Raw genomic sequence first — 14,951 nt, 5'->3', positions numbered from 1 at the left:
CTGTAGTTGAGCGACGAGATCAATTATACCGCTGGTGGTGGCAGGGGGTGGACTCGGAGAGGCTCTGGAAGGTGTAGCCCTGAGCGGTGAGCTGATCGATGATCTGGGGCACGGCGGCAGCGGTGGTATCGTGGCCGGGGGCATCGTGCATGAGGATGACCGGGGTCTCCTGCTCCAGAGACTCTTTGACCACCTTGTTAACCAGGTAATCGGTGCTCTTTTTAGAGCCTACCGAGTCGTCGGCCGAGACGGTCCAGTCGAAATACTGGATCCCCTGGGCGGTGAGCTGCTCGATAACGGTGTCCATAAAATTGCTGACGTTGCTGAATTTGCGGTGTACCGTGTTGGAGGAGCCGCCGGGGAAGCGATAGGCGCTGATGGGCTGGCCGGCAATAGCCTCCAGCGGTTCTTTGAGCATATTCAGGTCCTGAAAGAACGATTCGGGGCTCTGATAGATGCTCTTGTACTCGTGGGAGAAGGAGTGCAGCCCCAGCACATGGCCCTCGTCGACGATGCGGCGGTACAGGTCGGGGCGCTTATCCAGCTCGGTGCCCAGCACGAAAAAGGTGGCTTTGGCGTTTTTCTCCTTCAGGCAGTCGAGGATCTTTTCGGTCTCGTCGCTGGGGCCGTCGTCAAAGGTGAGATAGGCGATCTTTTGCCCGGTGCCGATGGCATCGGATGGGGCGGTGGTCTCGATGTGCTCGCCGTAACCGTCGGGGAAATTGCAGTATTGCGTTTTTTGCCCCTTTAGGTGGCTGCCGATGCCGATGGCCAGCGCTACGGCAGCCACCACCCCCACGGGAATGAGCAGCATGCGTTTTCTCAGGCGGATCGTGATACATTTCATATTGACACCTTCTAGCTTTTTTCTGTACTACCAGATATATCGCCCCGGGCGCCAGAATATGCGCCGCTCTCTATAAATCCAGGTGGTGTATTCGGTAGATGAGGTGTACAACATGCCAGAAACTATGTTTTAAAACTATTCAAATAGACGAATAACAGCTGGTGAGACAGGCTGTTTTCATGCAAGGAGGTGGATAAACACCAAAAAAAGATTGTAATTTTTAAAGGCAGCCGGTATACTGAAATCATAGGAAAAAACCGACTTGCCGCCCGTGGGACGGGCCTTTTTTGCGGGGTTTTGCCGCCGCAGCGGGCACTTTTGGCGGGGCGGGAAAATAAGGGCAAACAGGAGGACGAGAAAATGGGACGTATTCCGATTTTGTTAGACGGCGACCCGGGCCACGATGACGCGATGGCCATGACGCTGGCGCTGGCCAGCGATGAGCTGGAGGTAAAAGGCATGACGGTGGTGGCTGGCAACAGCACACTGCAAAACACCTCGACCAACGCCATCCGCGTGCTGGAGTGGCTGGGCCGCACCGATATCCAGGTGGTCAAAGGCGCCAGTCAGCCGCTCTCGCGGGAGCTGAGCATCGCCGACAGCGTACACGGCGAGTCGGGTCTCGACGGCCCGGTGTTTCCCCCCATCACCCACCAGTCGCTGGATGTGAACTTCTGCGATTTTATGGCCGACATCGTGCGAAAGAGCGACGAGAAGGTGGCCATCGTGGCCATGGGCCCGCTGACCAATACCGCTATCTTTTTGCTGTCGAACCCCGATTTGCACGACAAGATCCGCTGCATCAGCCTGATGGGCGGCGCGGCCATTGGCGGCAACTGGTCGCCCACGGCAGAATTTAACATCTGGGAGGATGCCGAGGCGGCCAGAGTGGTATTTGACTCCGGTATCCCCATCATCATGTGCGGGCTCGACGCCACCAACAAGGCCAGAGTGACCGCCGAGGAGATCGAGCAGTTCCACCAGATCGGCACCAAGGGCGGCGACCTGATCGCCGGACTGATGGATTTCTTTAAAGATCACGACCTGCCCGGTACCAACTTTAAAGAGGTGCCCATGCACGACGCGGTGGCTGTGGCGGCCCTGCTTTCGGATACGCCGGTAAAGCTGGAGGACATGTATGTGACCGTAGATATCGACGGCGGCTACACCCAGGGCTGTACCGTCTGTGATATTCTGGGCCTGACCGGTAAAGCCCCCAACGCCAAGGTGGCTATGGACTTGGACCGCGAGAAGTTTGTGGGCATGCTGGCCGACGCCTGCCGCAAATTTAAATAGGCAAAGGCGCGTACACCAAACAGGAAAAGAGTGCCCGGCGCTGCCGCGCGGCGGCGGGCGAGGATTTATATACGGCGCGGAGAAATGGCGGTTACATATATGGATAAGATCCCTGTTATCATAGATTGCGACACCGGTACCGACGACGCCTGGGCCATCGTATTGGCCAACAGCAGCGACAAGCTGGACATTAGAGCGCTGACGGCGGTAAACGGCAATGTAGAGCTAAAACACACCGGCCCCAACAACCTGAACCTGCGCGAGTACCTCAATATCGACTGCCGGGTGGCGCTGGGCGCTGACCGGCCGGTCATCGGCGGGGTGAACCCCATCCCCGACGTGCACGGTGAAAACGGCCTGGGCGGGGTAGAGCTGCCCAAGGCCAAGAGAGATTTTGACGAGAAATATGCCTGGGACGTGATCGCCGAGGAGGCTGAGAGAGCCGCCGGCGAGCTGGTGATCCTGGCTGTTGGCCCGCTGACCAACATCGCCATCACCTTTTTAAAACACCCCGAAGCCAAAAAGAACATCAAGCGCATCGTGATGATGGGCGGCGCCTTTGGCACCGGCAACACCAACCCCTATGCGGAGTTTAACATCTGGATAGATCCCCATGCCTGCGACATCGTGTTCAAGAGCGGGGTGCCTATCACCATGGTGGGGCTGGACGCCACCAGGATGACTACCCTGACCGGCCAGGAGCAGGAGGCGCTGCTGACCCAGCCCACTAAAATAGACCTGCTGCTGCGGGGCATGCGCAAGTACTTTATCGAGAGCCACAAAGCCATGGGCCGGCCCGACGCAGTGACACTGCACGATGCGCTGGCTGTGGCGGCGGTCATCGACCCGACTGTGCTGCACACCGAGAAGTACTATGTGGTGTGCGAGACCAAGAGCAGCCAGAGCGTGGGCCAGACGGTGGTGGACTTTAAGGGCCATCTGCACCGCGAGCCCAATGTGGATGTGGCCATGTCGGCAGATAAAGAGAAATTTGTGCAGATGCTGCGCGACTGCATCGCCTGCTACGCCCAGTAGCAGGCCGGCAGTTGAGGGAGGGATCTGCCGTGAAGAAAATTCCACTGATCATCGACTGCGACCCGGGAACGGACGACGCAGTAGCTATTTTGCTGGCTAACAGCTGCCCGCATATAGACCTGTTGGCGCTGACACCGGTGGCGGGCAACTCCTCTTATACGTACACCAGCGACAACGCGGTGCGACTGGCCGGCTTTATGGGCGGTGGCTGCCGCGTGGCAAAAGGCGCCGAGCGGGCGCTGATCTTTGACGGCTTGGCCGGATACCAGAATAAAGACGATATCCACGGTGGCCACGGGATGGCCGGTGTGCTGATCGAGAACCGGGCGGGTGCAAAACAGGAGGACAAATTTGCCTGGGATGTGATCTATGAGGAGGCGCTGGCTCATCCGGGCGAGTTGGTGATCGCGGCTATCGGTCCGCTGACCAATATCGCCATCACCCTGCTCAAACACCCCGACATCCGGCACTATGTAAAGCGCATTTATATGATGGGCGGATCGGCCACTACCGGCAATGTGAGCCCCTACGCCGAATTTAATGTGTGGGTGGACCCGCACGCCTGTGATATCGTTTTTAAGAGCGGTATCCCGGTGACCATGGTGGGGCTGAATGCCACCCGGCACGCCGAGTTTACGCTGGAGGAGTTTGAGCAGCTGACCGACACGCCGTGTGCGATCACCTTTTTGTTGGCGGCTATCAACAAATTTATCAAAGAGATCCTGCGGCAGGGCCGCCGGTGGGACCTGATCATGCACGATGCCATCACCGTGGGTGCGCTGATCGACCCGGATATGGTGAAAACGGCGCCGTACTACGTCACCTGCGAGACCGAGAGCAGCCAGAGCATTGGCCAGACGGTGGTCGACCGCGGGGGGCATTTAGGGCGCACGCCCAATGTGGATGTGGCGATGTATGTAGATAAGGCCCGCTTTAAAGACATGCTGCAAAAAATGATCGCGTTCTATCGCTGATATGGCGCAGATCTACCGTGAGAAAAAGGGGAGCAGGGGTGCCGTGCGGCGGCCCTGCTCCCCTTTTATAAGAATTTTTAGACAGTGCTGACAGATACGGATCGCCGCGGTAAAAAGAGTAGCGGCCGACCGGGACTGCGCGAGAATGGGAGACGAACATGGCAATAGAACTTACCTTTGGCGACAGTGCCGCAGGCGCACTGCAGTGCGTCCGCCACCTGCCCGGCGCTGCCAAAGCAGACCTTGGTGAGGTGCGGCCACTGACGTTGGCCCTGGATATCGGCCGGATCGGTGGTGCGCACCGAGATATAGAGTGTCGCCGAGCGATTTTATACGCGCTGCTGGCCGACTATGGTGGTGCGGTTGCAGACATGTAGGCGCAGAACCGGCAGACGGTACAGCGTTTGGCGCAGGCAGCAGCAGACAGAGAGCCGATACGGGCGTGGATCAGCCTAGAGGCCCCGGATGAGCTGTGCGGACTGCTGTGGCTTTGTGCGCATCTGCCGGAAACACCTACCCCAATACAGGTGTTGCCAGTACCGACCTGGGTGCGCAAAGAAGAGGTGCTACAGCGCCGGCGCGGCACCGGAGAGCTCGACCCGGCCGAGGTGCCGGCGCTGCTGGGGAACACCCTGACGCTGAGCGCCATCGAGCGGCAGGCGGCAGCGCACCGCTGGCACGAGCTGGCCGCGCAGGACGACCCACTGCGGGCACTGGTGAATGGACGTCTGATGGGCGTGCCAGCTGATTTTTATGATTTTTGTCTGCTGCGGGCTATGCCAGACGGCCCCTTTGTAGAGGCCCAGGTATTGGGGCGGGCACTGGCTGGGCTGCCGGGAGTGAGCGACTGGTGGCTGCACCAGCGCCTGCTTGACATGACAGCTGCTGGGGCGCTGCTCTGGGTACGGCCCGCCACAGGAGACCACCCCTACAGCGGTGTGCTGCGCCGGGCATGAGTTGTGCGGAGACAGCACCTGTACAAATGGGGTACAGCACTGCCCCAGACAGTGCACAGAGGGAGGATAGGCGGGCAGCGCGGTGATGGTATCGGCAGCTTTTTGGGTGAGAATAGGTACACGGAGAAGGGGCGATCTCTCGGGCGTCGGCGCACCTGGCTATGCGCACGATAGGCAGTATCCCCCACTTCAAAACTTCAAAACAGGCCTGGGGCGCTAAACGGCCCGGTTTCCGCTACCGGCAGGGTGCCCTTTAGAGGGGTGCAGCTATGTGCTTTTTGTTGGGAGATGTACTCCTTGCGAAACGTTGCCGGCAGAGGACCTGTGCGGCTGTAGCCAGCGGGGCAGACAGATCGTTTTGCCGTTGTGTGTCGGCGGCAGCTTGCGGCTGAAAAAAGCGGAAAAAGGTGAGTGGGGAGCGGAAAAGATACGGCCCGCGCGATAGCGGACCACATCTTTTCTGGTTAAATATTGCTGGTCGTAGACCGACAATGTCGAGATGTGGGGGCAGAGGGCCGGTGGTCGGTAGCTTTTGTCTAGTGCGGCGGCCGATGTAACTCGCCCCAGCGACACATATCGGCCGGGATGGGCAGCAGGGAGCGCCCCTTCCCGGTGAGACGATACGCCACCTTAGGTGGGATCTGCGGGTATTCGCGTCGGTAGATGATGGATGAGCCCATCGGCGGGCAGCTCTGTGAGGGTGGTACTGCGCGTTTGATAGGTCACACTGTCCGCTGTCCGCCGTGCGCCGCAGTTCGCTATAGTTCAGCCCCTCCGTACTTACCTAGGTTGTAGAGTATCAGCAATTTCCATTTGCTGCCTATGACCGATAACATATAGTCAAAATAGGTATGTTGACTGTCGGCTGTCTGCCCCTTATAAGTCTTCACGGCAATATTTCCTTTTTTGATAGCACTCACCAAAAAAAGTGCATACTTGCTACTTTACACCTGCTTTTTTAAAATAGAAACTGACAAAAGCAAACCCATAAAGAGTACAGAAGTGAGGAGCGTATATGATGAAGATCTACGGGGTGAACGGCGGGCCGCGCAAAAACTGGAACACAGCTACCATGTTGGAACACTTTTTGCAGGGGACGCGGTAGGCGGGGGCAGAGGCGGAGACCATTCACCTTTTTGACCTGGACTATACCGGCTGCCGCAGCTGCTTTTTGTGCAAGCACAGGGGCCCTACTTATGGGCGCTGCAGCTATCGTGACGGCCTGCAGCCGGTGCTGGAAAAGCTGCGGCAGGCCGATGGGATCGCCTTTGCCTCGCCCATTTATTTTCATCAGATCACCGCCCAGCTGCGGGGCCTGTTGGAGCGGCTATTTTTTCAGTACCACTCGTTTGAGCGGGGCGGCGGGAATTTGGCACCGCAAAAGATCGAGACGGCGGTGCTCTACACCATGAACGTCACCGAGGAGGAGATGCGCCGGCGGGGCTATCCAGCCGTACTCGGCGACACCGAGCAGTACTTCTCCTACACCTTTTACGCCGAGCCGCAGCGGGTATATGCCTTTGACACCTACGAATTCGCCGACTACAGTCAATACCGGGCTGATTACTGGGACGAGCCGGCCAAACGGCGCTGGCACCAGGAACAGTTTCCCCGCGGCTGCCAAAACGCCTTTGACGCCGGCGTACAGATGGCTGCGCGTATCGGTACTGATGCGGGGCGGTAGCAGATGTGGCCGCAGCGGGTGCTGCCGGTGTGCGGGCTGGCGGACAGGCTGAGGACGCCGTAAAAAGTAAAAAAATATTTATTGGTTCTGGTCTTGACAAGCGCCGGGGCGGTATAGTATGTTAAACCTACGACATGACAAAATGCTTTGACGGAATTATGCCAGGTCTGGAGCGTTCCAGAGAGCCGGCGGCGGGTGCGAGCCGGTACTGAAAGACCTGTGCAGTCTGCCTCCCGAGCAGGGCTCCCTAAAGTAAGCCGAGTAAGGAGCCACGGTTTCCCCGTTATCGGATAGGGGCTTGCTAGAGCCCCGAAAAGTGATCGCGCGCTATACGGCAGCGGCGATAAACAGGGTGGTACCGCGGAAGATCTTCCGTCCCTGAAGCCTGATACCGGGCTTCGGGGACTTTTTTTATCGGCGGATGCATTTTGGCTCTGTGTATCGCGGCGAAGCTGCACGGCGGGCGGTAAACAGGGTGGTACCGCGGAGCACATCCGTCCCTGAGGTCTTATATAAGACCTCGGGGATTTTTTTGTTGAGAGAGGTTTTGACCGGCCTCGGGCCGGGCGTGAGAGACAGGAGCGAGATACTATGCGCAACATTATACTGGCAGACATGACCTTAAAGACCGCGCGGCAGGGATCGGCCGCCCAGCTGAGCTTTAAAGAAAAAATAGAGATCGCCAAACTGCTGGATCGGGTGGGCGCTCCGGTCATCGAGGTATCGGCCATCGACGATCCCCAGGTGGATGCACTGCTCATCAAATCTATCGCCAATCTGGCGGCACAGGCGGTAGTCAGCGTGCCGGTGGCCCACAGCGAGGCGGGGGTAGACAGTGCCTGGGAGGCGGTGCGCGGGGCCAAAAGACCGCGCCTGCAGGTGGCGGTGCCGGTGAGCCCGGTACAGATGGAGTACAGCTGCCACAAAAAGCCGGCGGCGGTGCTGGAGATGATCGACATGCTGGTGCGGCGGTGCCGGACGCTGTGCGGCGAGGTGGAATTTTTGGCCGAGGACGCCACCCGTGCCGAGCAGGACTTTTTGTACCGCGCCGTAGAAGCCGCTATCGCCGCCGGTGCCACTGTCGTGAGCCTGGCCGATACAGCCGGCACCATGCTGCCCAGCGAGTTTGGCCACTTTATCGGGGCGGTGAAAGAAGCGGTACCCGCCTGCGGGCAGGTGTCGCTGGGGGCCGCCTGCGGCGACGAGTTGGGCATGGCGGTAGCCTGTGCGGTATCGGCCATACGGGCCGGGGCCGACGAGATCAAGGTGAGCTGCTGCACCGCCGATTGCCCGGGCATGGGGGCCATGAGCCAGATCATCAGAGCCAGGGGCGACGCCTGCTCGGTGTACACCGACATCAGGGTGACCGAGCTGCAGCGCACCATCGACCAGATACGCTGGATGGCCGAGACCGAGCGCAGCCGGCGCTCGCCGTTTGACCACGGGGTGGGTAAGGCCCAGCAAGGCGGCGCCCTGAGCGCCCACGACGACCTAGCCGCGGTGGCCGGGGCGGTGCAAAAGTTGGGATATGATCTCTCGGAGGACGACATGGCCAAGGTGTACGAGGCATTTTGCCACATCGCCGCCAAAAAAGAGGTGAGCCTGCCGGAGCTGGAAGTCATCGTGGCCACCAACGCCCTGCAGGTGCCCCCCACCTACAAGCTGCGCAGCTATGTCATCAACGCCGGCAACGTGATCGCCGCCAGCGCCCAGATCGAACTGGAAAAAGACGGGCGCATCATGCCCGGTATCTGTGTGGGCGACGGCCCTATCGACGCCGCCTTTTTGACCATTGAGCAGATCATCGGCCACCATTACGAGCTGGACGACTTTCAGATCCAGGCGGTGACCGAGGGCCGTGAGGCTATGGGCGCCGCGCTGGTGCGGCTGCGGGCCGGCGGCAAGCTGTACGCCGGGCAGGGTATATCCACCGACGTGATCGGCGCCAGCATCCACGCGTACATGAACGCGCTCAACAAGATCGTATACGAGGAGATGTAGCAATGAGACTTTCGTTTTCGATAAATGGCTGGCAGGGGTACAGCTGGGAGGAATTTGTAGCTGTGGCCGGGGAGACCGGCATGCAGGGCATTGAGCTGCGGGGCATCCACCAGGGGGAGCTGGCCGGCAAGCACGGGCCTTTTGGCCCCCACCACGCCGCGGCCACAGTGCGCGACCTGTTTGAAAAACAGCTCTCCATCCCCTGCCTCGACTCGGTGTGCGATATCTCGGATATCGCCGGCCGGGCCGATACTGTGGCCGAGGTGACCGCCTGTATGCAGGCGGCCAAAGACCTGCGGGTGCCCTACGTGCGGGTGCACGCCACCAGCGGCGGAAAGAGCGCTGTAGAGGCCGCCGGCGACTGCCTAAAGCAGCTGGTAACGCGGGCCGAGGAGCTGGGGGTGACGCTGCTTTTAGAGACGGTGGGCATTTTTTCTGATACGGCGGCGCTGCGGGACCTGCTCAACCGGTTTGCCTCTGACCATTTGGCGGCGCTGTGGGACCTGCACCACCCCTATCGCGACCACGGCGAGCAGCCGGAACAGACCATCCAGAACCTGGGGGCCTATGTGCGCCACGTGCACGTAAAAGACTCGACCGTGGGGGAAGACGGCCGGCCGGTGTACTGCCTTATCGGCGAGGGCAGCCTGCCCATGGATCAGCTCATGCGGGCGCTGGGCTCGATCAACTACGACGGATTTATCTCGCTGGAATGGGACCCCCAGTGGATGCCGGGCCTGCAGGATATGGAGGTCATCTTTACCCACTTCGTCACCTATATGGAGCAGTTCGGCAGCCCGTCGCGGGCACCGCACCACCTGTACGACAACACCACCCACACCGGCCAGTTCGTGTGGAAGAAAGACGACCTCATCGACCTGACTTTCTCGCAGGTGCTCGACCGCATGGTGGAGGAATTCCCCGACCAGTACGCCTTTAAATACACCACCCTCGACTACACCCGCACCTACGCCCAGTTCCGCGACGACGTGGACCAGTTTTGCCGGGTGCTCATCTCGCTGGGGGTAAAAGCGGGCAGCCATGTGGCCATCTGGGCCACCAACATCCCCCAGTGGTTCATCGCCTTTTGGTCGGTGACCAAGATCGGCGCGGTGCTGGTGTCGATGAACACCGCCTACAAGATCCACGAGGCCGAGTACCTGCTGCGCCAGTCGGACACCCACACCCTGATCATGGTGGAGGGCTTTCGTGACGCCCACTACAAGAGCATCGTGCAGGAGCTCTGCCCAGAGCTGGCCACCACCCGTCCCGGCCAGCCGCTGCACAGCCGCCGACTGCCGTTTTTGCGCAACGTCATCACCGTGGGCTGCAAGGTGCCCGGCTGCCTATGCTGGGAGGAAGCCATGCAGCGGGCGGACAACGTGCCCGTAGAGGAAGTCTACCGCCTGGCGGCCAAGGTCGACCCGGGCGACGTGTGCAACATGCAGTACACCTCCGGCACCACCGGCTTTCCCAAGGGCGTTATGCTCACCCACTACAACGTGGTCAACAACGGCAAGTATATCGGCGACCGCATGGACCTCTCCACCGCCGACCGCATGATGATACAGGTGCCGATGTTCCACTGCTTCGGTATGGTGCTGTCGATGACCGCCTCGATGACCCACGGCACCACCATGTGCCCGCTGCCGTACTTCTCGCCGGCCTCGGCACTGGCCTGTGTGAGCGCCGAGCGCATCACCTGCTTTAACGGTGTGCCCACCATGTTTATCGCCATGATGGGCCACCCCGATTTTGCCACCACCGATTTCTCGTATATCCGCACCGGCATTATGGCCGGCTCCAACTGCCCGGCTGACCTCATGCGCCAGGCGGCAGAGGTGATGAATATGCGCCAGATCGTGAGCGTATACGGCCAGACCGAGGCCTCGCCGGGGTGTACCATGTCGAGCTTTACCGACCCGCTGGAGGTGCGCACTGACACGGTGGGCAGCGCCTTTGCCAACGTGTCCTGCAAGATCATCGATCCCGATACCGGCGCTGATTGCCAAGACGGCGAGACCGGCGAATTTGTGGCTCGGGGCTATAACATCATGAAGGGCTATTACAAGATGCCCGGCGCCACCGAGGCGGCCATCGACGCCGAGGGCTGGCTGCACACCGGCGATCTGGCCTGCCGCGACCGGGATGGCAACTATCGCATTACCGGGCGGCTGAAAGACATGATCATCCGCGGGGGCGAAAACATCTACCCCAAAGAGATCGAGGAGTTCATCTTCACCCACCCAAAGGTGCAGGACGTACAGGTCATCGGCGTGCCGGACAAGCGCTACGGCGAGGAGATCATGGCCTGTATCATTTTAAAAGAGGGCCAGCAGATGACCGCCGAGGAGATGCGCGGCTACATCGCCGATCACATGGCCCGGCACAAGGTGCCCCGGTACATCGATTTTGTGGCGGAGTTCCCCATGAATGTGGCCGGAAAGATACTCAAGTATAAAATGCGTGAAGACGCGGTGAAAAAACTGGGCCTGGGAGACTAGAGCTGCCGGACGGCCTGTGTCATCGCCGCCGAGGGCCCCGGGGCAAAGACCTGCCCCGGGGCCTTTTGCCGCTGGTGGTCAAGTGGGCTGCAGCGTTGCCCGATATACTTTTTTGGGCATGGTGCACAGTGGGGCGCACGGTGTTGGGGGCATACAGAAAATTGCCGGTGTGAGGTTGCCGGCTGCCGACAGGAACGGTATACTAGAGTGGAAGAGAAGTGCTAGAGGAGAGCGATACTATGCCCATAGAAGCTGTAAAAATGCCGGTGATCTTAGACTGCGACACCGGCTCGGACGACGCCTTTGCCATCGCTATGGCCATCGCCAGCGACCAGCTGGAGGTGCTGGGGGTATCGGCGGTGGCCGGCAACCTGACTTTAGACCGGGTGGTGAAGAACACCCGGCGGACCCTGTCGTTTACCGACCCCGCAGTGCCGTTTGCCGCCGGCGCAGCCGGGCCGCTGCAGCGGGACCTGATCGAGACCGGGCGCCCCATCCACATGTTGTTTGCGGGGGCAAAGGAGGAGCGGGTACCGGTAGATCCCCGCCCGGCAGAAGACTTTTTGTACGACCTGATTCAGAAGAGCGAGCAGCCGGTGACTCTTATTCCGCTGGGGCCGCTGACCAACATCGCCAAGCTGCTGCAGAAGTACCCCCAGTGCAAAGAAAACATTTTGCGCATGGTGCTGATGGGGGGCGCAGCGGCCGGCGGAAACACCACCGAGTTTGCCGAATTCAACATCTATGTAGACCCCGAGGCGGCGGATATCGTGTTTCGCAGCGGTGTCCCCATCGTGATGTGCGGCATAGAGGTGTGCCGTGACGGCCGGGTGAGCGTGGAGGATGCAGAGCGCCTGGAGGCGCTGCAAAACGAGGCGGCCGGCTACTTTGCGCGGGAGATGATGCAGGACTTTAAAAATGGTGAGAGCATTATCTTCGACGCGGTGACGGTGGCCTGGATCTTGCGCCCCGAGATCATCACCGCCCAGCCGGCGCAGGTGCACATCGAGCTGCGCGACCAGCTGCGGCTGGGGCAGACGGTGTGCGATTTTGCCAGCGACCGACCCAATGCGCTGGTGGCGATGCACATGCAAAAAGAGGGGTTTGTGCAGCTGATCTTAGACCTGTTTGCCAAATATGGGGGCTGATGGGTCACCACCGGCGGGACGGCCTGCAGCCGCCCCGCCTTTTTGTGTGGCGGAGCCGGCCAATGGGCGGCGGTTGGCGGTGGTTGGTTGGGCAAGAATGATGTAGAGACAGCGCCCCGCTTTTTGCTATGATGGGCAGGCGAAGGAGGGATGTGTTTTGGCAGGAAAGACCCAAAACGTGATGGCGGCCATCGACTATATCGAGGCACACTTAGACCAGAAGCTTGACCTGGAGCAGGTGGCGGAGGCGGTACACTACTCTAAATATTACCTGCACCGCATGTTTACCGCTGCGGTGGGGCTTACGGTGCACGACTACGTACAGCGCCGTCAGCTGACCGAGGCGGCCAAGCTGCTGGCGTTCTCGCGCCGGCCTATCTCCGAGATCGCCCAGCTGGCGGGGTATGCCAGCCAACAGGCCTTTACCGACGCCTTTAAGGCCATGTACAAAAAGGCACCGGGCCAGTTTCGCGAGGAGGAGGCCTTTTACCCCCTGCAGCTGGCTTTTGTGCTGCAGCCCGACCCGGCGCTGCCCGAGACGGATACCGCCGCGTTGGCAGAGCGGGTACAGACGGCGCGGGAAAAAGACATCGACCGCTGGATGCAGCTGGTGCGACTGGTGGTGGACGGTTTCCCCGGCCTGATCGAGGAGCAGTATATCGACGTGCTGCGCGACTATATGCGCGCCGGACGGGCCCTGTGGCTGTGCGAGAACCAAACGGCTATCGGCGCGGTGCTGTTTGACCCCCGGCAGGGGAGTATCGACTTTTTGGGCGTGCACCCCCAGTACCGCCGCCGCGGTGTGACCGAGGCGCTGCTGCGGTGTGTGGTGGAGCGGTATATGCCGGGAAGACCGGTGAGTATTACCACCTACCGGGCCGGCGACCGGGCCGATACCGGGTACCGGGAGGCTTTTTTGCAGCTGGGCTTTGCCGAATCGGAGCTGCTGACCGAATTTGGCTACCCCACCCAGCGCTTTGTGCTGCCGGCAGAAGAGCGGGGAGGTGAAGGCGATGACTGAGCAGCGTATAAACCCCCTGGACCGCGATTTTGGCGCCGGGGCACTGCTGCGTTTTGCCTTTCCCACCATTTTTATGATGGTGTTCATGGGCATGTATACCATTGTAGATACGGTATTCATCTCGCGTCTGGTGGGCACCGAGGCGCTGTCGGCGGTGAACATCGTCTGCCCGGTGATCTACGCCACGGTGGGGCTCGCAACTATGCTGGCCACCGGCGGCGGGGCCATTATCGGCCGCCGCATGGGGGAGGGGGATGACCGGGGCGCCCGCAGCGCCTTTAGCCTGCTGGCGCTGTGCTGTGTGGCGCTGAGCGCACTCATCGCCCTATTGGGCCTGTCTTTTTTAGACCCGCTGGTGCGGGCGCTGGGGGCCAGCGAGATCTTGGCCCCATACTGCCGCGACTACCTGGGGGTCTTACTGCTGTGCACCCCTTTTAATATGCTGCAGGTGCTGTTTCAAAACCTGCTGGTCACCGCCGGGCGCCCGGGGCTGGGCTTTGGGCTGACGCTGGCGGCCGGCTGCACCAACGCCGTGCTGGACTTTGTGTTTATGGGCCCGCTCAAGATGGGGATCATGGGGGCGGCCATCGCCACCGGGCTGGGCTACTCCATCCCGGCGGTGGCGGGGCTCTTGGTGTTTATGAAAAAGCGGGGCAGCCTGTATTTTTGCCGCCCCACCTGGGAGGGGCGGGTGCTGGCAGAGGCCTGTCTCAACGGCTCGTCAGAGATGGTCAGCCAGCTGGCCACCGCCCTGACCACCTTTCTCTTTAACATCCAGATGATAAAACTGGCCGGTGAGGCCGGGGTGGCGGCGGTGACGGTGATGCTTTACACCCAGTTTTTGATGAGCACCTTGTATATCGGCTTTTCTATGGGGGTGGCGCCGATCATCAGCTTTAACTACGGCAGCGGCAACACCCGACGGCAAAAGCGGGTGTTTGGCACCTGTCTGCGCTTTATCGGTCTGTCGTCGCTGGCGATCTTTGCGCTGACCATGATAGGCGCACCGGTGCTGTCGGCCATATTTGCCGCCCCGGGCAGCACCGTGTACCAGCTGAGCCGCGCCGGCTTTCGGCTGTTTGGCTACAGCTTTTTGGCCAGTGGGATCAACATCTTCACCTCAGCCATGTTCACCGCGCTGTCAAACGGCAAGCTCTCGGCGGGGCTCTCTTTTACCCGTACATTTGGTTTTACGACGATCGGGCTTTTGCTGCTGCCGCGGCTCTGGGGCGTAGACGGGCTGTGGCTGGCAGTGCCCATCGCCGAGGGGCTGACGGTGATCGCGGCGCTGGTACTGCTGTGGCGGGGCCGCAAGCGGTACGGGTACCTGTAAGTGGACCGGTACTGCGCCGGCAATGACGCGGAGCCGATAAAAAAGGGGCTCTCCCACCGGGGAGAGCTCCTTTTTTTGATGGGGGCGCCGATCGCCTGGATATTTTGGCGCCGTACCAGGCAAAAATGGCCCTGCGGCCGCGTATACTGGTA

The 14,951-nt window shown here is 60.5% G+C and carries 11 protein-coding genes, 1 pseudogene and 1 other annotated feature; of the genes and pseudogenes, 10 read left to right on the top strand and 2 right to left on the bottom strand.

The genetic code is table 11. From position 1 onward, the window contains the following. Positions 1–19: 19 nt before the first annotated feature. The gene (locus H8K20_RS07765) at positions 20–847 is read right to left on the bottom strand and encodes a polysaccharide deacetylase family protein (protein WP_105204755.1); all 828 of its coding nucleotides are present in this window, start codon (positions 845–847) and stop codon (positions 20–22) included. Positions 848–1,207: 360 nt separating this feature from the next. On the opposite strand from H8K20_RS07765, the gene H8K20_RS07760 reads away from it, so the two are divergent. The 4 genes from H8K20_RS07760 to H8K20_RS07745 all read left to right on the top strand — a co-directional run bounded on the left by H8K20_RS07760 (position 1,208) and on the right by H8K20_RS07745 (position 5,108). Beyond that, positions 1,208–2,143 (top strand): nucleoside hydrolase, encoded by a 936-nt coding sequence (locus H8K20_RS07760; protein WP_186487999.1) that lies wholly within the window; start codon positions 1,208–1,210, stop codon positions 2,141–2,143. 99 nt (positions 2,144–2,242) lie between these two features. Continuing rightward, positions 2,243–3,178: a nucleoside hydrolase gene (locus tag H8K20_RS07755; RefSeq protein WP_186487998.1), complete on the top strand. Its 936-nt coding sequence runs from the start codon at positions 2,243–2,245 to the stop codon at positions 3,176–3,178. A 29-nt stretch (positions 3,179–3,207) separates the two neighbouring features. Next, the gene (locus H8K20_RS07750) at positions 3,208–4,152 is read left to right on the top strand and encodes a nucleoside hydrolase (protein WP_186487997.1); all 945 of its coding nucleotides are present in this window, start codon (positions 3,208–3,210) and stop codon (positions 4,150–4,152) included. A gap of 530 nt (positions 4,153–4,682) precedes the next feature. Further along, on the top strand, positions 4,683–5,108 hold the full coding sequence (locus H8K20_RS07745) for a DUF3658 domain-containing protein (RefSeq protein WP_207721472.1): 426 nt from the start codon (positions 4,683–4,685) through the stop codon (positions 5,106–5,108). A gap of 536 nt (positions 5,109–5,644) precedes the next feature. Here H8K20_RS07745 and H8K20_RS13815 read toward each other — a convergent pair. After that, entirely contained in the window at positions 5,645–5,788 is a 144-nt protein-coding gene (locus tag H8K20_RS13815; protein ID WP_243206198.1) for a winged helix-turn-helix transcriptional regulator, read from the bottom strand. A gap of 440 nt (positions 5,789–6,228) precedes the next feature. Between H8K20_RS13815 and H8K20_RS07735 the strand changes: the two are divergent. From H8K20_RS07735 to H8K20_RS07710, 6 genes and pseudogenes are all read left to right on the top strand, one after another. Next, a pseudogene (locus tag H8K20_RS07735) lies at positions 6,229–6,792 on the top strand (flavodoxin family protein); the annotation flags it as partial. A 138-nt stretch (positions 6,793–6,930) separates the two neighbouring features. Then, positions 6,931–7,175, top strand: a binding site (T-box leader). A 208-nt stretch (positions 7,176–7,383) separates the two neighbouring features. Then, on the top strand, positions 7,384–8,793 hold the full coding sequence (locus H8K20_RS07730) for an alpha-isopropylmalate synthase regulatory domain-containing protein (protein ID WP_105204749.1): 1,410 nt from the start codon (positions 7,384–7,386) through the stop codon (positions 8,791–8,793). A gap of 2 nt (positions 8,794–8,795) precedes the next feature. Next, the gene (locus H8K20_RS07725; RefSeq protein ID WP_186487995.1) at positions 8,796–11,297 is read left to right on the top strand and encodes an AMP-binding protein; all 2,502 of its coding nucleotides are present in this window, start codon (positions 8,796–8,798) and stop codon (positions 11,295–11,297) included. Positions 11,298–11,536: 239 nt separating this feature from the next. Beyond that, a complete protein-coding gene (locus H8K20_RS07720; protein ID WP_186487994.1) occupies positions 11,537–12,445 on the top strand; it encodes a nucleoside hydrolase in 909 nt (302 codons plus the stop codon). 157 nt (positions 12,446–12,602) lie between these two features. Continuing rightward, the gene (locus H8K20_RS07715; RefSeq protein ID WP_186487993.1) at positions 12,603–13,466 is read left to right on the top strand and encodes a GNAT family N-acetyltransferase; all 864 of its coding nucleotides are present in this window, start codon (positions 12,603–12,605) and stop codon (positions 13,464–13,466) included. After that, complete coding sequence (locus H8K20_RS07710) at positions 13,459–14,799, top strand: MATE family efflux transporter (protein ID WP_186487992.1); 1,341 nt, start codon at positions 13,459–13,461, stop codon at positions 14,797–14,799. The genes H8K20_RS07715 and H8K20_RS07710 overlap by 8 nt, the downstream gene beginning before the upstream one ends. Positions 14,800–14,951: the final 152 nt, after the last annotated feature.

Source organism: Neobittarella massiliensis (ex Bilen et al. 2018), from assembly GCF_014269355.1.
Classification (GTDB): domain Bacteria; phylum Bacillota; class Clostridia; order Oscillospirales; family Ruminococcaceae; genus Neobittarella; species Neobittarella massiliensis.
Note: the sequence above shows the minus strand (reverse complement) of the source record. Positions and strands in the feature narration are given on the sequence as shown.